Raw genomic sequence first — 19,484 nt, forward strand, 5'->3', positions numbered from 1 at the left:
CAAATTTGTTCGGATAAATTAACTCACTTCGATAACGATTTTACCACGAGTTCTACCAGATTGACTTTGTAAGTGTGCATCGGCAAGTTGCTCTAATGGAAAACGGTTTTCAATAAATGGTGTTAACTGGCCATTATCAACCAAAGTATTTAATTCATTCAAAATACGACGGCTTGGTTGAATAAAAACAAACGCACATTTAGCGTCATGAGCTTTCGCTGTTTCTTCATTAGGTTGATCTACAACCGACACTAACATACCACCTTTTTTCAACAGTGCCCAAGATTGCGCTTGTACTTCGCCGCCCATGGTATCAACCACCAAATCAACCGGCGCTATCTGTTCAAGCAAAGCAGCTTGACTATAATCAACCGCCTGATCAGCCCCTAATTCAACAAGTAATGTTTGGTTTTTAGTTGAAGCTGTTGCAATAACAATTGCACCTTTAGCTTTCGCAATTTGAATAGCTAAATGGCCAACCCCACCAGCACCTGCATGAATCAACACACGCTGCCCTGCTTGTACATTACCAACATCAACTAAACATTCCCACGCAGTAATACCTGCTAATGGCAGTGCTGCAGCTTGGGCAAAATCTAACTTGCTAGATTTAAAAGCGACTTCATCAGCTTTTACTGCAACATAATCAGCAAAAGTTCCGCTACGGGTAATATCAGGACGGCTAAACACTTCATCGCCAACCTTAAAGTCAGTAACTTCGGTACCAACAGCCGTAACAACCCCTGCCACATCCCAACCTAAAGTTAACGGTAATTCATAAGGAATAAAGTCTTTTAAATAACCTTGTCTTATTTTCCAATCTACAGGATTAATTGACGATGCTTTAACTGCAATTAACACATCATCTGCGTTAATTTCTGGCGTTACAATTTGATCTAATTGTAACGTTTCAGTGCCACCGTATTGATGAATTCGAACTGCGCGCATAGTGTATTCCTTGATGATTATTAACTAGATTCAGTGTATATACTTACTGGTATTGTGCTGATTTATTATAAAGCAACACCATTAACGGTTAACTTAACATCAATGTTGCCACGTGTAGCATTTGAATAAGGACATACTTGATGTGCTGTTTTCACAAGTTCTTCTGCCTCTGCTTGTGGTAAATCTAATTCCACTGACAAAGTTACCGCTAAAGCAAAACCACCACTTTCATTTGGACCAATACCTACAATTGCAGTTGTAGGTGCAGATTTAATAGCAATTTTCCCTGCGCTAGCTACATGTAAAATAGCATTAGAGAAACAAGCAGAATAACCCGCGGCAAATAATTGCTCTGGATTAGTACCTTCACCGCTACCACCCATTTCTTTAGGGTAACTTAACGCAAGATCTAATTTACTGTCATCTGTAGTCACTTGTCCGCTACGACCTGCCTGGGCTGTTGCTGAAGTAGTATATAAAATAGTCATATCTGTATCCTTTCTTTATAAGTAATGAATGTGTTGTAGCAATTAAAGTATTGAACGTCACTTTAATCAACAAATATAAATTGCCAGCAATTAAATTGCGTGCAATTGATTTGCAGTTAATATAATTGAGTTATTAGCAGAATGCAAGTATATTGTGCACAATTTAATTTTATAAGGTTAATACCATGACAAATAAGAACGAGTCATCAAACCTAGCGATAGACAAACAAGTCTGTTTTTCACTGTACAGTGCATCTAATGCGATGAGTAGAGCTTATCGCCCGCTATTAAAAAAGTTAGATCTCACCTACTTACAATACATAGTTATGATGGTGCTTTGGGAACATTCCACTATGAATGTAAAAGAGTTAGGCAGTAAAATTCATTTAGATTCTGGTACCTTAACACCTTTATTAAAACGTTTAGAGGCGAAGAGCTTAATTACCAGAATCCGCAGCACAGAAGATGAACGAATAATGGTTATTTCGTTATCTGAGCAAGGTCGTGCTTTAAAGCAGCAAGCTGAACAAGTGCCTAATAGCATGATGTGTAAATCAAAGATGTCGATGGAGGACTTAATTGCCCTTAAACAAGGTTGTGATCTTTTACTCGCCAATTTAAATGAATAAAAGAATTGAAGTGAGTGTCATTTATAATTTATTTTTAATGATGTTCATGTGTTAGCGGTTGAGAGCTGAACTGATGAAGGATTAAATCAGGTGTATCGAGATTGAAAAAAACAGAGCTCACAATCGGGTGATCGCCCACCATCCAATTTTCATGTTGATGGCTATTCAACGAAATAGCTATTTGGTTTACACCTTTTTTGAGCGCACTAGCCGGAATATGCATATCACTGCCATATAATCGTTGTAATTTATTACTGTTTATAAAAACGTGAGCATGACCTTCAAGCACCGCAGAATCTTCATTACCACTCGTATTATTTTGCAGAGCCTTAGTTTTAGAGGAAGTAGAAAAGTCAGGGGCATTGAGGATATAATTTTCCACTTCAATGTGCACATTGACACCATCAATAACATCTCTAAATAAAGTGACTGCTATTTTTGGCACAGGTGTATTGGGTGAAAGCTGCTTAGCGATGTGATTATGCACCTCTTTATTGGCAAAACACTTACCTGAAAGCAATAGAATGCATATAGTCAGCGTTATGGTACTTAAAAATCTCATTATTGATATCTCTGATTATCGTTACATGAAACAGGGGAAATATCCCTCTGCTATGCGTTGCTCATGATCCGTTGTTTTAGATGTACTATTAACGTGGTGTTCTTCCGCCGCCTAAACCTGAAGTGTTACCACTACTACAACTCGCTAACGCATTATCTTCTAGTTCCCCAGCAAAACGTGTTCCGATAATATAAGGGAATGCTGCAACTAACGAATCGTCAGACTTTTTACTTAAGGTTATATGATAATGATAACCACGTTTTGTATCAGTATGACCATTGTACTGATCTAAATAAACGCCCCCCTGAGCGGTTAGCGTACTGTCCCAATAGTAATCTTCGTAATAATACCCATTGGTGGTGACTAATGAGTTCCCTGATAACGTACTGACTGTTTCATCAAAATCAGGACCATTAGTGACGGTTTCAGTGCCTTGGGTAATGTCGTACTGATCAACTAAGGCGCAGCTACGCTTGCCGTCAGAACAACCTACCATATTATCGCTATAATCGCGTGTAACCCAAGTACTTACCGCTAACTCGCCTTTAGCTTGCCAAGGGCCATAAACAGGATAGCCATCAGCAGCAAAACCATATATAGGTGAATGTTCATCACCTTTATCACCAACCAACTCGGCTAAACAGCTCGAATAAAAATGGAAGTGATAATCACCATTAGCTGCATGTCCACCACAGACATCAACATCATAAAATTCAGCTACAGGTGCTAACGTTTGCCAACTGCCTTCTGAGTTATAGCTTTGACCATCACCCCAATTATAGATTGATGAACCATTAACCCACAAACCCACTTTTCCTAAACCATTTTCACACACTTCGGTTGTTGCGGTTGGTGTGACTGGAAAATATGACGTGCGGTTATCATCGGTTGGACAATCAGGGCCCGGTGGCCAGTAACCGTAGCCGTAATCTGTTGTACAATTTTTATTACTAGAGTAACCGATATCTTGACCAAATTTGATGACATCACCTAACTCAACTGTAGGTGCACCAGAGATAAAGTCTGAACCTACTTTTGGACGTGAATTCAGTGCATCTAACACGTCTTGTGTAACAGTAACATCGTATTTAGGGATGCCTTCTGATGTTACTACTGTGTAGGTTTTACCATCAAAGCTGACTTCTGTGACTGCTTGAATGTTTTCTAATACACCTAAGTTAGTGCTGGAGTCTAGTATGTGCGTAGATGTTGAGCCGGTGGTATTTATTACCCAAACATCAGAGTAATCTGTGTTGGTAGTTACATTAGTTTCGGTTTCAGTAGTCACTTCCGTTGTAGTGGTCGAATTGCTCATATCTTCGGTATCGCTACTTTCCCCACCACAACTGGTAACGATAAAGCACAGCAGTAATATTGTAAAAATATGATTTGTTGCTAGCCATAAGTCATTCATAATTAAGCCTACTGTAATAAAAGTAACTCAAGTATAAACTAGCACAGCATTTGAACTGTGTAAGAAATAAGGAAGTTGACACCAAATGCTATATATTTTCGAGTTTAATAAGTACTCACAACCTGGACAATCGTTATTTTATGTAATTATTTAAGGAGCCAACATTCACAAGTAAAATTGAAGTAGGTGCCACTTATAAACAGCGGTTACTATTTTACATCTTGAGTAAACCGTTTATTTGATTTTTGCTTTTTAAAAATTACTCGTAAATAATCTCTCAAGCGACAAAGTTGAGCATGATTTAAACGCGGCATAAAACCTAATTGACTGACTTACATGTTATTTTGCAATTACTACAAACTCACCGGCAAGTCAGTAATCAATTGTTGCGAAAATTTAGCCGCCGCAACAGGAAGTGTGCGTCCTTTTAATTGCGCTAAATACAATATACCCGCAGGTACATCTCGCTCATCTAACGGGATAGCTTTTAAATTCATAACCTCAAGGTGCTTAGGTAAGCCTATTTCAATTTGAAAGCTAATATACTCACCAAACCCGGTGCTATGACGTAAAAACTCAAAGCTATCAGACTCAATCATAGGTTCTAATTTCAATGCCAGACTGTCTGCTTTTTTATTCAAAATGCGACGTAGTCCATATTCGTCTGAGGGTAAGGCGAGCGGATACTGTAAACAGTCACTAAACTTAACTATCGATTTATTTGCTAACGGATGATCTTTTGAAACTAGCGCATAAGTTGGCTGTCTTGAAATGGATAATATTTGAAGATCAGCCAAAGATTGGGGTTCAAATACAATCGCTAAATCAGCACTTAAATTTCGTAATGATTCCTCCGCGAAACCACGATCACGCTTTTGTATTTTAAAGGTCACGTTAGGATGTAAATGACGATATTTTGCAACTTGTTCAGGAAGAAAAAAAGGTAATAATGCTTGGCTACAAGCAATATTCACCTGCCCTCTACGTTCACCATAAAGGTCTGATATTTGACTTTTTACACGTTCTATATCGGTTAATTGCTCTCTGACGTGAAGTAGAAAAACTTCCCCTGCTGATGACAGTCTAACGCCTTTAGGTAAGCGTTCAAAAAGCTCAACTCCCAGCTCTTCTTCTATTGATATTAAGCGCCTATTTAATGCGGTGGAAGTAATAGTTAATGAGTCAGCCGCTTTGCGAATAGAGCCTGCAGCTGCAATCGTATTAAAAAACAAATAGTCTTGTAAATGTCGCATATTTTACTAATTACCTTATTAAGCCTTTAAATATCAAGCCATATAGAGCGATGCATTTTTTGCATACCAACTGTGTAAAATGAACAGTATACATAAAACAATGTGCTTGGTTAAATGTCTTTATTCAAATAACTTGCTAAAAGTTTTTATCTACAAATTTATCAAAAGACCATTCTACAATGTCTTAATAGTAGCAGTTACCTGCTTTAACATGACAGAGTTACGGTGATTCTAAGTTCAATTAGCTAACATAAATTCGGGACGACCCGAACAGTCATTAACTTCATTTTACTGGCTGCTTTAACCTGGACGACCAGATTATTTTTATGATTAATAAAGGAGCCTTTTATGACCACACCGTCAAACAAACCACATAAAGCATTTACTGAACTACCTGTAGTCGATATTTCATTACTCTATTCTGAGGATGCTGAAGAGCGCGTTATTGCTGCAAAAAGCTTAGATAAAGCAGCACGAGAGGTTGGTTTTCTCTATCTTAAGGGTCATCAAATTCCTACTGATTTAATTAACAATTTAAAACGAGTCGTTAAAAACTATTTCTCGCAAGATGAAGATGAAAAGATGTCGAGTTACATTGGTTTATCAAAAAACCATTCTGGCTATGTACCTATTGGTGAGGAAGGCTTCTATAGCACTGAGAAAAAAAAACCAGACTTAAAAGAAGCTTTTGATATTGGCCCTGATACACCTAGTTTAATGAAAAGATTTGAACAAGACGCAAAAATACAATGGCCAAAAAACAAAGATTTTCAGATAAATGTTAAAGCGTACTATGACGCTATGCTCGAATTAAGCAGAGTATTGTTTAAAGGTTTTGCTCTTGCCTTGGGCTTAGCTGAAGACACCTTTACCAAGCATTTAACTACCCCGCCAAGTCAACTGCGTTTAATACATTATTTTGACAATCCTGACGCCAAAGAAACTGATTCAGGTATTGGTGCACATACCGATTATGAGTTTTTCACTATTTTATTACCTACCGCACCTGGTTTACAGGTATTAAATGGTGCTAATGAATGGATTAACGTCCCACTAGTTGATGATTGTTTTGTTATCAATATTGGTGACATGATGGAGCTAATATCAAATGGACAATACGTCGCTACCTCACACAGAGTAAGACAGGTAAAAGAGGAACGTTATTCATTTCCATTTTTCTCTAGTCTTGATTACGACACAGTTGTCGCGCCTATTGAAGAATTTGTTACTGACAATCAAGTCTCATCTTATGAGCCTTTAATATGTGGTGATCACTTGCTTGCACAAACCATTCAAACCTTCAGTTACTTACAAAAGAAAGCTGAGCGTGGTGAAGTTAATTTACCTGAAAACTCACGCTCGCTTCTATCATTTGGCCAATCCGCAAATAAGGAAGGTTAAGAACATGCATATTAAAGATTTACTTGAGCAACATATAAAAATAGCCGACAAAACAGTACCTGATTGGATGATTGGTTGCTTTAAACGTAGAAGTATTTCATTCGCTAATGGTCAAACGGACACGAAAACTCATGTTTTTTGGCTACAAGGTCGAAACCTAACCATTGATTTACGCCTCCCAATTGAAGCCGAAATGCTGACAAAATCATGGGATAAGTGTAATGAAAAAGAACTATATCAACTTGCAAATTATGAAGGTTGGTCAGCGGATAGTACCTGGCAAAAAGAGCAACTAAGTTGGTCTGGAGGTACATCATTTCAAGTACATAATCGTTGGCCAGAGCCCGCAATACTTTCTCGAGTTGGTGATTGTATGATAGAGGCATCACCTTATGAGTCTTATATTGAAGACTGGCGTATTACTTCACGTAAAGCAGGTGCCTTATTGAGCCTTGAACTCATTACTGAAGAAAACCTCACCACAGGTGAAATTCGTCACCAAGGCGGCGCATTAATTATTAATAGTGAATGGGCAGGTTTAGTGCTGGGACGAGCTTCGGAGCTTTCGTTAATTGAACAAAATAATATATTAAGAGAACACGTTAAAAACTCCGCAACCGACAAAGATTTTCTTGCGCAAGTTTTCAATTTTGAAACCTCGGTTGCAAAAGGCAATTTAATCACTGGTTTTGATGTTCAATTTTCTACTCAACCAGAGCGTATAGGCGAATCACTTTTCAGCCTAGAAGGCTTTGAATTTGATGATGAAAAAAATGAAATCATTCAATTATTTAATGAGGGCGACCAAACAATAAAACGTCGATTCTTAATAGACACCATAGAGCCTAGCTTTGCTTATTCAGGAAAAACTGCTTGGCATAACTCTGCGGAACAATGGTTTGATAATGAGCAAGAAACTATTGGTCGTTATTTAGAAAAACTAACTTAAGTATTTATTTTAAATAATCCACCTAAAATCGCATTTAAAAACAATTTAAAACAAGGCGTTAAAAGACACTCGAACCAGTGATGCATTTTTTGCATCGCGACTATGTAAAATTAACAGTATACATAGATCATGCTTATTGATTTAATGAACATACTGATATTAATCATTAACTATTTTAAAGAATACTTAGCGTAAACATTTAATTAACCTAAAGATATTTTATGTTTACGCTAATAAAAAGTAACTTATTTAGTACAAGTTGTTAATAATGAGAGCTTATCGACACTGCCGAACAGATATCTAGGGTTCCGGTTTATTCGACTCTTTCCGAGTTAAATAAATGTCTGGACCGAGAGTTATCAACCTGGTCACTGTATTGTTAAAATACAGTTTGCATTTGCAAAGGTTACACGGAGGGATAAAAGCCCGGGAGGTCACTATTAACCTCTTGTGCTATTTAAATTTTGTGTAAACTTTTGGAGATGTCCCATGAATAAATTAAAACTACTACTCGTTTTAGCCGCGCTATTTACTTCTCAACAATCATTTGCTGCAGAAACCAAAGACAAATTCTCTGTTTGTTGGTCTATCTACGTCGGTTGGATGCCGTGGGATTATGGTGACAGCTCTGGCATTATAAAAAAATGGGCTGATAAATACGATATCGAAATTGATGTTGTACAATTCAACGATTATATCGAATCAATCAACCAATACACTGCTGGCCAATTTGATGCATGTACCATGACTAATATGGACGCATTAACTATTCCAGCTGCTAACTTTGTAGACAGTACCGTTTTAATTGTTGGTGATTACTCAAATGGTAATGACGGTGTTGTTTTAAAAGATAAAAAAGAATTGAAAGACATTAAAGGCCAGCAAGTTAACCTTGTTGAGCTAAGTGTATCGCATTACTTTTTAGCTCGTGCTTTAGAAAGTGTTGGTTTGACAGAGCGTGATATTAAAGTAGTTAACACATCAGATGCAGACATTGTTGCTGCTTATTCGAGTAAGGATGTAAGTGCTGTTGTTACTTGGAACCCTGCCCTTTCAGAAATAACACCACAACCTAGTGCAACCGAAGTATATGACTCTTCAAAAATTCCAGGTGAAATTCTAGACCTTATGGTAGTAAATACCGAGACACTAAAAGCGAACCCTAAATTAGGTAAAGCATTAGTTGGTGCTTGGTACGAAATTATAGGAAAAATGACAACTGACAGCAAAATGCGTACTGAAATGGCGGTTGCGTCAGGTACTGATTTAGCAGGTTACGATGCTCAATTAGCTACCACTAAAATGTTCTACACCCCTAAAGAAGCAGTATCTTTCACTACAGATATGCAATTAGCAAAAACCATGGAAAATGTAGCTAAGTTCTCGTTTAAACACGGTTTACTTGGCGAAAGTGCTCCAGACTTTGGCTTCATTGGTATAGAAACCCCTGCCGGTATTGTTGGCGATAAAAGTAATGTACAGCTTCGCTTCGATCCATCATTTATGCAAATGGCTGCTGACGGCAAGCTATAACCCTGCCTATCCCGCTCTTAATAAAAGCATATTCCTTTTAGTAGAGAGCGGGTAATCAACCCTAAAGTAGGTCTTCGTATGAAACGTTTTATGAATATAGAACCATCGCCAGCGCTGCGAGCATTCTTAACACTTTTACCTTTTATTATTGCGCTATTTGCATACTCAATAGCCTCTGAAGCACGTTTAGCCGAAAACCCACACGACAAATTATTACCCAGTTTTACGCAAATTGCTGATGCGGTTGACCGTTATGCGTTTACTGAAAACAAACGCACTGGTGAATACTTATTTTGGCAAGACACAGGCGCGAGCTTATACCGCATTGGTTTAGGTATCACCATTAGCGCTTTAATTGGCTTGTTCATTGGTTTATGTAATGGCCTTTTACCTACGCTGCGTGCAGGACTATCACCCTTTATCACTATCATCTCACTAATTCCACCAATGGCAATATTACCTATTTTATTTATTACCTTTGGTTTAGATGAGTTAGCTAAAGTGATGCTAATTATTATTGGTACCGCGCCTGTCATCATTCGTGATATGCAGTCGCAAGTAATGCAATTACCACAAGAACAATTAATTAAGGCACAAACCTTAGGCGCATCAACCTGGCAAGTAGCCATTCGTGTCATATTGCCACAAATAATGCCGCGTTTATTAGCCTCAGTACGTTTAACGCTTGGTGCAGCTTGGTTGTTTTTAATTGCGGCTGAAGCCATTGCAGCACAAGAAGGCTTAGGTTACCGCATATTCTTAGTTCGTCGTTATATGTCGATGGACGTTATTTTTCCTTACGTAATTTGGATAACCACACTAGCATTCGCTATGGACTTCAGCTTACGAAAAATATCTGAGGTGTGTTTTCCTTGGTACCATCAAGGGGCAAAATAATGAGCTTTTTAGAAATAAAAAATGTATGGAAATCATACGGCGATGCGCAAATTCTAGAACGCCTTAACTTAACAGTTAAGCAAGGTGAATTTGTCTCTATGGTTGGCGCTTCAGGCTGTGGTAAATCAACCTTCTTAAATATGCTGTTAGGTAAAGAAAAGCAAACTAAAGGCGAAATTCTACTTGAAGGCAAACCTTTAGTACAAGAGCCTGACGAAGAGCGCGGTATTGTCTTTCAGCGTTATTCAGTTTTTCCGCATTTAACAGTTTTACAAAATGTGATGATCGCTGACGAGTTTTCAAACGCCAAATTATTAGGATTTGTTTTCGGTAAAAAGAAAGCTGAAATTAAAGCAAAAGCAACAGAGTTTATTGACGCCGTTGGCTTAACCCCTGCCCTGAATAAATATCCACATGAGTTATCAGGTGGTATGCAGCAACGTTTAGCTATCGCTCAAGCGTTAATGAAAAAGCCCAAGATACTATTACTTGATGAACCGTTTGGTGCGCTTGATCCCGGTATTCGTGCTGATATGCATGTGCTTATTCGTGATATTTGGCAAAAAAACAACCTCACCATTTTCATGGTAACGCACGATATTAAAGAAGGCTTTGAACTCGGCTCAAGAGTTTGGGTATTTGACAAATTACGTCACGACCCACAAGCACCTAATGCTTACGGTGCACAAGTAACTTATGATTTAGACATAAGTTCAGAAACGAATAAATCTGATTCAAAAATGAAAATTGATGAATTATCAACACCAAGCAGTAACCCAATCATGCAAGAGGAAAAAGCATAATGATTTTATACAAAGACACATTGCCCAGCGGTAAGCATTGGTCAATGCGCATGCGTCGCGGTACAACATTAAAGTTGGTTGACGTAACAGGCGGTGCTAATGTTGGCATGTTGTTCTACAACCCAGACAACTTACTAGAGCGCTACAACGCACCCGACACCCTAAAATGCCAACACACCTTTAAATTAACCAAAGGTCATTGTTTATATTCAGATATGGGACGCATTTTTTGCTCAATAGTTGACGACAGTTTTGGCTGGCACGACACCTTATGTGGCAATAGTCACGCTAAAACAATTACTAAGCAATTTGGCAAACGTGATTATCAAAATGATAGAAACGATTGGCATCAAAATGGTAATGATGCGCTATTAATTGAAGCAACTAAATACGGCTTAAATAAACAAGACTTAGCGGCAAACCTAAACTTATTTAGCAAAATTGTGCCTGATCACGAAGGTAAATTAAGCTACCCTGCTGAGCAATCAAAAGCTGGTGACTTTATCGAACTACGTTTTGAAATGGACACTTTAGTGTTATTTCATACTTGTCCGCATCCGTTAAACCCAACACCCGAATATCCGAACAACGAAGTTGAATATCAAATTCTTAAATCTGCTGAAGTAAGTGACGATGATTTTTGCAAAAACAGTTGTAATGAAAACCAACGTGGTTTTGAAAACAACCGCTTATATCATCTTGGCTTGTAAAAGCCGCTTATAAAACAGATTAAGAACAGGAGAAAATTCATGATAGTAGAAAGTAAATTTAACCCCGAACAAGCCATATCAAGCGTTACCGTAGACGCTGGCGATTATTATTTAAAAGTGATTAAAAAAGGTCAAACTGTTCGCATTTTAGATATTGAAGGTAACCAAGCGGCTGACACTTTATTTTATAGCGCAGAAGATCCAGCCGAACGCTACAGCGCAACTGACACAGTACGTGAACAAGGTGCCGTTTATTTAACAACGGGTAGCGTATTAATGTCGAATGACTGTAACCCGATGCTAAAAATTGTTGCCGATACTTGTGGCCGACACGATACCGTTGGCGGTGCTTGTGCTACCGAAAGTAATACAGTGCGTTATGCATTAGAGAAAAAATGTATGCATGCTTGTCGCGACAGTTGGTTATTGGCCATTGCTGAACACCCAGAGTTAGGCTTAACCAAACGTGACATTACCCATAACATTAACTTTTTTATGAATGTACCAGTAACAGCAGACGGCGGTTTAAGTTTTGCTGACGGTATTAGTGGCGCAGGAAAATATGTGGAATTAGAAGCGTTAATGGACACCATTATTTTAATCTCTAACTGCCCACAACTTAATAATCCATGTAACGCTTACAACCCAACACCTGTTGAAGTACTTATTTGGAACTAGCTGTAAAAAATTATCATAAGTACAAAACTAACTAGAAATATCATTGAGGACGACCTCAGTGCATAGAAATCGACCTAAGTGCTTAAGCAACATAAATGCACAAATAAACGATTTCATTGTTTGAACCGGGACGACCCATTTTAAACATTAAATAAACGAGTAAAATTATGCCGACTTCTACGATTACCACAACACAATTTGCACAAAAGATGTTTACCAAAGTATTAATTGCTAACCGTGGCGCTATTGCCTGTCGCATTATCCGTACCTTAAAGCGCTTAGGTATTGCCAGCGTTGCCGTTTATTCAGAAGCAGACAGAGAGTCGCTTCATGTATCGCAAGCCGATGAAGCCTATAGTTTAGGCGAAGGTGCTGCGAGCACTACTTATTTAAATCAAGACCAAATTATTGCCATAGCCAAAAAAACGGGTGCACAAGCAATTCACCCTGGCTACGGATTCTTAAGCGAAAATGCTGATTTTTCAGAAAAATTAACCCAAGCGGGTATTACTTTTATTGGCCCACGCCCTCATCAAATGATCGACTTTGGCTTAAAACATCAAGCCCGCGATTTAGCCGAAGCGGCTGGCGTACCAAACGTACCAGGTACTGGCTTATTAGCCAATTTAGACGAAGTGATTACAGCGGCCAACAATATCGGCTTTCCTATTATGCTTAAAAGTACTGCCGGTGGTGGTGGTATTGGTATGCAACGTTGTGACTCTCAACCAGAGCTTGAAAAAGCTTTTATTAACGTTAAGCATTTAGGCGCACAAAACTTCTCAAACGATGGTGTGTTTTTAGAAAAATTCGTTGAAAAAGCCCGCCATATTGAAGTACAAGTAATTGCCAACGGCGCAGGCGAAGTAGTCACTTTAGGCGAGCGAGATTGTTCAAGCCAACGCAGAAACCAAAAGGTTGTTGAAGAAACACCAGCACCAAACTTACCTGAAGCAACACGTCAAGCCATGTTAGCTACCGCTAAATCATTAATGGCGTCTATTAACTACTTAAACGCAGGTACTGTTGAATTTATTTACGACCACGACAGCGACAAATTTTACTTTTTAGAAGTGAACACTCGCTTACAAGTTGAGCATGGTGTAACTGAACTTTGTTATAACGTTGATTTAGTAGAATGGATGTTAAAAGTTGCGGCTAACTACGCTGAAAAAGATGGAGTGTTAAGTGGTTTAGACTTAAGTGAAATTGCCAATTTAACGCCAAAAGGTCACGCTATTCAAGCCCGTGTTTACGCAGAAAACCCAGTAAAAAACTTTCAACCGTCTGCGGGTTTATTAACACAAGTTGAATGGCCAACAGGTGACAATATTCGTATTGATCACTGGTTAGAGTCTGGTTTAACGGTTTCACCATTTTTCGACCCTATGCTTGCCAAAGTGATGGTACATTGTGATGACCGTGAAATTGCCATTAGCAAATTAGATAGCGTTTTAGCAGAATCAAGCTTGTATGGCATAACCACCAATATGGATTACGTGCGCCAGATATTACAATCTGACATTTTCCAACAAGGTAAAATGTTTACTCGCAGCTTAAACGACTTTGTTGCCCAGTATGTAGGCTTTGAAGTATTAAAAGCTGGCACCATGACCTCAGTGCAAGATTACCCTGCCCGTGGTGGTTACTGGAACATTGGTGTACCACCTTCAGGCCCATTCGACTCTTACTCATTTTGTATAGCAAATAGCTTACTAAAAAATAGCGCTGATGCCGCAGGGTTAGAGATCACCATTCAAGGCCCAAGCTTACAGTTTTACAGCGATACCCAAGTAGTGGTTACTGGTGCTGAAATTGATGTATGGCTTGATGACGAAGTACAAGCTAACAACCAAATTATCACCATTAAAGCCGGTCAAATATTAAAAACAGGCAACGTTAAAAAAGACGGTGCACGTGCTTATATCGCCTTTGCTGGTGGTATTCAATGCCCTGATTATTTAGGCAGTAAAAGTACCTTTACCCTAGGTCAATTCGGTGGTCATTGTGGTCGTGCTTTGCGTACCGGTGATTTTTTACAATTAACGGAGCAAACAGCTCAACCTATTCAAGCGCCAGCTAAAATACCAGAACAAGTAATAACACCAGTAACTGATACCTGGACGTTACGTGTAATGTACGGCCCGCATGGTGCGCCAGACTTTTTCACGCCAAGTGATATTGAAACTATTCAGTCACATCAATGGAAAATTCATTACAACTCAAGCCGTACAGGTATTCGCTTAATAGGCCCTAAACCTGATTGGGCACGTGAAACTGGTGGTGAAGCAGGTCTTCACCCATCCAACATTCATGACAATGCTTATGCGTTTGGTACCGTTGATTTTACTGGTGATATGCCGGTAATTTTAGGCCCCGACGGCCCAAGTTTAGGCGGTTTTGTTTGTCCGTTTACCGTGATCAGTGCTGATTTATGGAAACTAGGTCAATTAAAAGCAGGTGACACAGTACAGTTTGAAGTGGTTGATTTACCTAACGCCAACATTATTGAACAAGCACAGTTAAAACAAATTACTGAGCTTTCAGTGCAAACACCTGAATATAAAACAGCTGATGCTATCACCCCTATTATTGATCAGTTAATCACCAACGATGGTGAGCCTGACGTTATATTCCGCCAAGCAGGAGATAAGTTCTTATTAGTAGAATACGGCGAGTTAATTTTAGATTTAACCTTACGTGCTCGTGTACAAGCGTTATTTGAAGCGGTTGGTGACGCTAATATTCAAGGCGTATTAGAATTAACGCCAGGTATTCGTTCACTGCAAGTGCATTTTGATAGCTTAACCTTGCCTGTTGCTGATTTAATCGCACAGTTAAAAGCCATTGATATTGCCCTTGGTGATACTAGCCAATTAAGTTTCGAATCACGCGTTGTACATTTACCCTTAAGTTGGGACGATGAAGCGTGTCAAAAAGCCATTGAAAAATACATTCAATCGGTACGTAAAGACGCGCCTTGGTGCCCGTCAAACTTAGAGTTTATTCGCCGCATTAACGGTTTAGGTGATATTGAAGAAGTTAAAAAAATCGTTTTCGATGCCAACTATTTAGTACTTGGTTTAGGTGATGTTTACTTAGGCGCCCCCGTAGCAACGCCGCTTGATCAATGTCATCGTTTAGTTACTACTAAATACAACCCTGCACGTACATGGACTGCTGAAAACTCTGTAGGTATTGGTGGTGCGTACATGTGTATTTACGGCATGGAAGGTCCTGGTGGCTATCAGTTTGTTGGTCGTACCGTACAAATGTGGAACCGTTACCGTTCAAACGAGGTATTCACTCAACCGTGGTTATTACGTTTGTTCGATCAAATTAAATTCTACCCAGTAAGCAATGAAGAACTAGCGCAATTTCGCGAAGACTTCCCATTAGGTAACTGGCAGCCAAAAATTGAAAAAAGCGTGGTTTCAATGCCTGAGCTTAATGAACAATGGGCAAAACGTGAAGCCGACATTAAAGCCTTTAACGCCAAACGTGAAGCCGCATTTGCTAACGAAATGGCAGATTGGAAAGCTAACGGACAACTTAACTATACCTTTGAAGAACAAGATGCTGATAACAGTGAAGCCATTGAATTAGCGCCAAACCAATATTTAGTGGAATCAACCGCTGCAGGTAGCGTATGGCAAATCAATGTTAAAGAAGGTCAAATTGTTGATACCGGTGATTCGCTCGTGGTTTTAGAGTCTATGAAAATGGAGATTGATATCACTTCATTCGAAAAAGCTAAAGTTGCCAAAGTATTAGCGAAATCAGGTCAACAAGTTGATGCCGGACAAGCGCTTTTAGTCATCGAAGCCTTTTAGTCATCGAAATTAAAGTGTAGCAATATAAAAACACATAGAGCTTAGGTTCCTAGCATCTAGATCCTAGGCTCTAGGTACTAGGTTCTAGGCTCAAAGTATTAACAGATTAGAAAAGATTAAGGATTATTACCATGACTACAGATATTAACTTAAGCATTAACACACTACAAAAAGCTTATGCGTCAGGCGAAACAAGCCCTGAGCAATTAATCAAATCATTACTGGTTGAAGCAAAATCGTTAACGGCGGTATGGATTCATTTATTAACCGAAACAGAAATAGCGCCTTATTTAGCTAATTTGAAAAATATGTCACCTGAAACGCATCCGCTTTATGGCGTACCATTTGCGATAAAAGATAATATTGATTTAGCCGGTATTCCAACTACAGCAGCGTGCGCTGAATTTGCATATACACCTGAAAAATCTGCGTTTGTGGTTGAAGAGTTAATTGCCGCTGGTGCAATTCCGTTAGGTAAAACCAATTTAGACCAATTTGCTACAGGCTTAGTAGGCACTCGTTCACCTTATGGCGCAACGCCTAACAGCTTTAACCCTAAATATATATCAGGTGGTTCAAGCTCTGGTTCTGCAGTTGCAACCGCCAAAGGTATTGTAAGCTTTGCGTTAGGTACTGACACCGCAGGCTCTGGTCGCGTACCGGCTTGTTTTAATAACTTAGTTGGCTTAAAGCCGAGTAAAGGTTTGTTATCAACCTCCGGTGTTGTTCCTGCTTGTCGTAGTTTAGATTGCGTAAGCATTTTTGCCTTAACCGCAGATGATGCCAACACGGTATTTCAAGTTGCGGCTAAGTATGATGAAGACGACAGATACGCCCGCAAAAATATTGCTGAAAATATCAAACCTGTGGTTCTTAATAACAAATTTACTTTTGCTATTCCAAAAGCCGAGCAATTAGCCTTTTTTGGTTGTGACTCTTACGAACGCGCTTTTATTCAAGCGGTTACAGCACTTGAAAAATTGGGCGGCACCAAAGTTGAACTAGACTTTACGCCATTACTCGATGCCGCCAAGTTATTATACGAAGGACCTTGGGTAGCAGAGCGTTACATTGCCACACAAGATATTTTAGAAGAGCAACCTGAAGTAATGATGGATGTAACTCGCACTATTATCAGTCAGGGTGACAAACACAGCGCAGTAGATACTTTTTACGCCCTATACCGATTACAGTCGTTAAAGAAACTTGCAGACAAACTTATTGGGCAAGTTGATGTGCTAGTAACACCAACCGCAGGTCGTCATTTCACCTTAGATGAAATTGCACAAGAGCCAATGTTGTATAACTCACAACTAGGATATTACACTAATTTCATGAACTTACTTGATTATACTGCCATCGCAGTGCCAACAAAATTCACCTCTAAAGGCTTACCTTTTGGTGTAACCTTATTTAGTGATGCTTTTACTGACCAAAAATTATTAACCTACGCTAAACGCATTCAAGATGATGCGCAATTATCGTTAGGAGCAACAGGTTGGACGCTACCAAAAACAACATTATCTACCGAGAGTGACGCGTTTATCGATGTGGTTGTGTGTGGTGCACATTTATCAGGTATGGCGTTAAACTGGCAATTAACCGATCGTAAAGCAGTGCTAATTGAACAAACCCAATCTGCAGCCAAATACCAAATGTATTCAATAGCAGGTGAGATAGAACGCCCTGCAATGATTCGTAATGGTGTATTTGATCAACAAAAAGGTACTAGCTTCGAAGTAGAAGTATGGCGCTTACCTATTGAGGCTTTCGGCTCTTTTGTTGCTGGTATTGCTCAACCATTAGGTATAGGTAAAGTAGAGTTGGCCGATGGTCGTTGGTTAACAGGTTTTATTGCCGAAGGTCATGCTGCAGCGGGTAACAATATATCCAGCTTTGGCAGTTGGCGCGCTTATAAAGCACAAACGGCGTAAACAGTGAATAACCTTAATTACCGTTTTACTTTCGTATGCGACAGGCCTTAGCCTGAGATGAGTTAGATAAAATAACAACATTTTAAAAACCAGCTAAATTTATATAAGCTGGTTTTTTATTGCTAATTTATTAAAATAAAGCCGTTATCAAATTTAGCGCTTTAAATTACTGACCTTTCGGTTAATAATAGTATTCACCAATAATAATTACTATTAAAAAATGTCTGAGCCAATAAAGAAAAATAAAAAAGAAGCCACTCGCGAAAAAAACCAGCAATTAATCTTAACTGCTGCAGAAAAGCTATTTTCCCAACTCGGTTATGATGGCGCCAGCATGAGCATGATCGCCCAAGAGGCTGAAGTACCTAAAGCCAATGTTCTTTACTACTTTAAAAATAAGGATAATTTATATGAGGCAGTATTTGATCGCATTATCGTCACTTGGAATTTAGGTCTTAAAGATATCTCCGTAGATGATGATCCTGCTGAAGTGCTTTATAACTACATTAAGAGCAAAGTCACTTTAGCCATTAGTCAATCAATGCAATCACGTTTATTTGCCACTGAAATTATTCGTGGCGCACCATATCTACAAGGTTACATGCGTAAAAATACGCGTCCATGGATGCGTGAAAAATGTCAAATATTACAAGCATGGATGGATGCTGGAAAAATGGATCAAATTGACCCGAGTCATCTTTTATTTTCCATCTGGGCTAACAGCCAGTATTACGCTGATTTCCAAGCAGAAGTGCTACTACTGCTGAATAAACTTGAATATGAAGATTCTGACATTGAAGGTATAACCCACTCTATTGCACAAATAACACTCAAGGGTGTAGGGCTTTCTATTCCTGACAACCCTAACGAAAATAGCGACTAACCATAATGAACGATTTTACTACCCCTGATTTATTTGATGAGTATAGAGACCAAGTACAGGTGGCCGAAAGTGGCTTGCAATTATTTGGTAAAAAACTGAAATTTTTTGGTCAAGCAGTTACCGTTACCTGCCCTGAAGACAACAGCTTTGCTGTTAACGCGTTAAAGCAACCTGGGCAAGGTAAAGTCTTAGTTATTGATGGATTCGCTAGTAATAAATATGCTTTTATCGGCGATATTATGGCTGAAAATGCTATTAAAAATGGTTGGGCTGGCGTTATTGTTAATGGTTGCTGTCGTGACATTGAGATATTAGCTGAAATGGATATTGCCGTTATGTCACTAGGGGTTACCCCTAGAAGCACCTTAAAACGTGGTTTTGGTGATAGCAATCAACCAGTAACACTGTTATCCGCAAAAATTAATCCAAACGATTGGCTATACGCCGATATTAATGGCCTGGTAATCAGTAAAAAACCATTATTATAAACCTATTATTAAAAACTTAGCTAAATGATGTCGTCATAACTAAATTGGTGCAATAGAAGCACCAATTTAGGGATTACCACA

17 protein-coding genes and 1 riboswitch are annotated in these 19,484 nt (G+C 38.9%); of the genes, 12 read left to right on the forward strand and 5 right to left on the reverse strand.

Annotated features, from left to right (window positions below; genetic code table 11):
* Positions 1-18: 18 nt before the first annotated feature.
* Positions 19-948, reverse strand: coding sequence for an NADP-dependent oxidoreductase (locus tag CWS31_RS04590; RefSeq protein WP_101344699.1), 930 nt, complete (start codon positions 946-948; stop codon positions 19-21).
* A 65-nt stretch (positions 949-1,013) separates the two neighbouring features.
* A complete protein-coding gene (gene ohr, locus CWS31_RS04595) occupies positions 1,014-1,436 on the reverse strand; it encodes an organic hydroperoxide reductase Ohr (RefSeq protein ID WP_101344700.1) in 423 nt (140 codons plus the stop codon).
* A gap of 185 nt (positions 1,437-1,621) precedes the next feature.
* Between ohr and ohrR the strand changes: the two genes are divergently transcribed.
* A complete protein-coding gene (gene ohrR / locus CWS31_RS04600) occupies positions 1,622-2,065 on the forward strand; it encodes a transcriptional regulator OhrR (RefSeq protein ID WP_101344701.1) in 444 nt (147 codons plus the stop codon).
* Between the two features lie 34 nt (positions 2,066-2,099).
* Here the strand turns inward: ohrR and CWS31_RS04605 are convergent, their stop codons facing one another.
* The 3 genes from CWS31_RS04605 to CWS31_RS04615 all read right to left on the reverse strand — a co-directional run bounded on the left by CWS31_RS04605 (position 2,100) and on the right by CWS31_RS04615 (position 5,294).
* Complete coding sequence (locus CWS31_RS04605; protein ID WP_246143363.1) at positions 2,100-2,585, reverse strand: hypothetical protein; 486 nt, start codon at positions 2,583-2,585, stop codon at positions 2,100-2,102.
* Positions 2,586-2,715: 130 nt separating this feature from the next.
* Positions 2,716-4,041, reverse strand: a complete 1,326-nt coding sequence (locus tag CWS31_RS04610) for a YHYH protein (RefSeq protein WP_101344702.1) — start codon at positions 4,039-4,041, stop codon at positions 2,716-2,718.
* 353 nt (positions 4,042-4,394) lie between these two features.
* A complete protein-coding gene (locus tag CWS31_RS04615; RefSeq protein ID WP_101344703.1) occupies positions 4,395-5,294 on the reverse strand; it encodes a LysR family transcriptional regulator in 900 nt (299 codons plus the stop codon).
* Between the two features lie 348 nt (positions 5,295-5,642).
* Between CWS31_RS04615 and CWS31_RS04620 the strand changes: the two genes are divergently transcribed.
* The 11 genes from CWS31_RS04620 to CWS31_RS04670 all read left to right on the forward strand — a co-directional run bounded on the left by CWS31_RS04620 (position 5,643) and on the right by CWS31_RS04670 (position 19,403).
* Positions 5,643-6,695: an isopenicillin N synthase family dioxygenase gene (locus CWS31_RS04620; protein WP_101344704.1), complete on the forward strand. Its 1,053-nt coding sequence runs from the start codon at positions 5,643-5,645 to the stop codon at positions 6,693-6,695.
* 4 nt (positions 6,696-6,699) lie between these two features.
* Complete coding sequence (locus CWS31_RS04625; protein ID WP_101344705.1) at positions 6,700-7,644, forward strand: hypothetical protein; 945 nt, start codon at positions 6,700-6,702, stop codon at positions 7,642-7,644.
* A gap of 289 nt (positions 7,645-7,933) precedes the next feature.
* Positions 7,934-8,079, forward strand: a riboswitch (guanidine-I (ykkC/yxkD leader).
* 54 nt (positions 8,080-8,133) lie between these two features.
* Positions 8,134-9,177 (forward strand): putative urea ABC transporter substrate-binding protein, encoded by a 1,044-nt coding sequence (locus CWS31_RS04630; protein WP_101344706.1) that lies wholly within the window; start codon positions 8,134-8,136, stop codon positions 9,175-9,177.
* Positions 9,178-9,255: 78 nt separating this feature from the next.
* Positions 9,256-10,074 (forward strand): ABC transporter permease, encoded by an 819-nt coding sequence (locus tag CWS31_RS04635; RefSeq protein ID WP_101344707.1) that lies wholly within the window; start codon positions 9,256-9,258, stop codon positions 10,072-10,074.
* A complete protein-coding gene (locus CWS31_RS04640) occupies positions 10,074-10,877 on the forward strand; it encodes an ABC transporter ATP-binding protein (protein WP_101344708.1) in 804 nt (267 codons plus the stop codon). The genes CWS31_RS04635 and CWS31_RS04640 overlap by 1 nt, the downstream gene beginning before the upstream one ends.
* Positions 10,877-11,587 carry an urea amidolyase associated protein UAAP1 gene (locus CWS31_RS04645; protein WP_101344709.1) on the forward strand — a complete coding sequence of 237 codons (711 nt, stop codon included), beginning with the start codon at positions 10,877-10,879 and terminating at the stop codon, positions 11,585-11,587. Before CWS31_RS04640 ends, CWS31_RS04645 begins: the two co-directional genes overlap by 1 nt.
* Positions 11,588-11,626: 39 nt before the next feature.
* Complete coding sequence (locus tag CWS31_RS04650; RefSeq protein ID WP_101344710.1) at positions 11,627-12,265, forward strand: urea amidolyase associated protein UAAP2; 639 nt, start codon at positions 11,627-11,629, stop codon at positions 12,263-12,265.
* Between the two features lie 167 nt (positions 12,266-12,432).
* Positions 12,433-16,098, forward strand: a complete 3,666-nt coding sequence (gene uca, locus CWS31_RS04655; protein ID WP_246143366.1) for an urea carboxylase — start codon at positions 12,433-12,435, stop codon at positions 16,096-16,098.
* A 131-nt stretch (positions 16,099-16,229) separates the two neighbouring features.
* The gene (atzF, locus tag CWS31_RS04660) at positions 16,230-18,032 is read left to right on the forward strand and encodes an allophanate hydrolase (RefSeq protein ID WP_101344711.1); all 1,803 of its coding nucleotides are present in this window, start codon (positions 16,230-16,232) and stop codon (positions 18,030-18,032) included.
* A 220-nt stretch (positions 18,033-18,252) separates the two neighbouring features.
* Positions 18,253-18,915 carry a TetR/AcrR family transcriptional regulator gene (locus CWS31_RS04665; RefSeq protein ID WP_101344712.1) on the forward strand — a complete coding sequence of 221 codons (663 nt, stop codon included), beginning with the start codon at positions 18,253-18,255 and terminating at the stop codon, positions 18,913-18,915.
* A 5-nt stretch (positions 18,916-18,920) separates the two neighbouring features.
* The gene (locus CWS31_RS04670; RefSeq protein WP_101344713.1) at positions 18,921-19,403 is read left to right on the forward strand and encodes a putative 4-hydroxy-4-methyl-2-oxoglutarate aldolase; all 483 of its coding nucleotides are present in this window, start codon (positions 18,921-18,923) and stop codon (positions 19,401-19,403) included.
* The last annotated feature ends 81 nt before the right edge of the window (positions 19,404-19,484 follow it).

This window comes from Colwellia echini (genome assembly GCF_002843355.2).
In the GTDB taxonomy this organism is placed as follows: Bacteria; Pseudomonadota; Gammaproteobacteria; order Enterobacterales; family Alteromonadaceae; genus Colwellia; species Colwellia echini.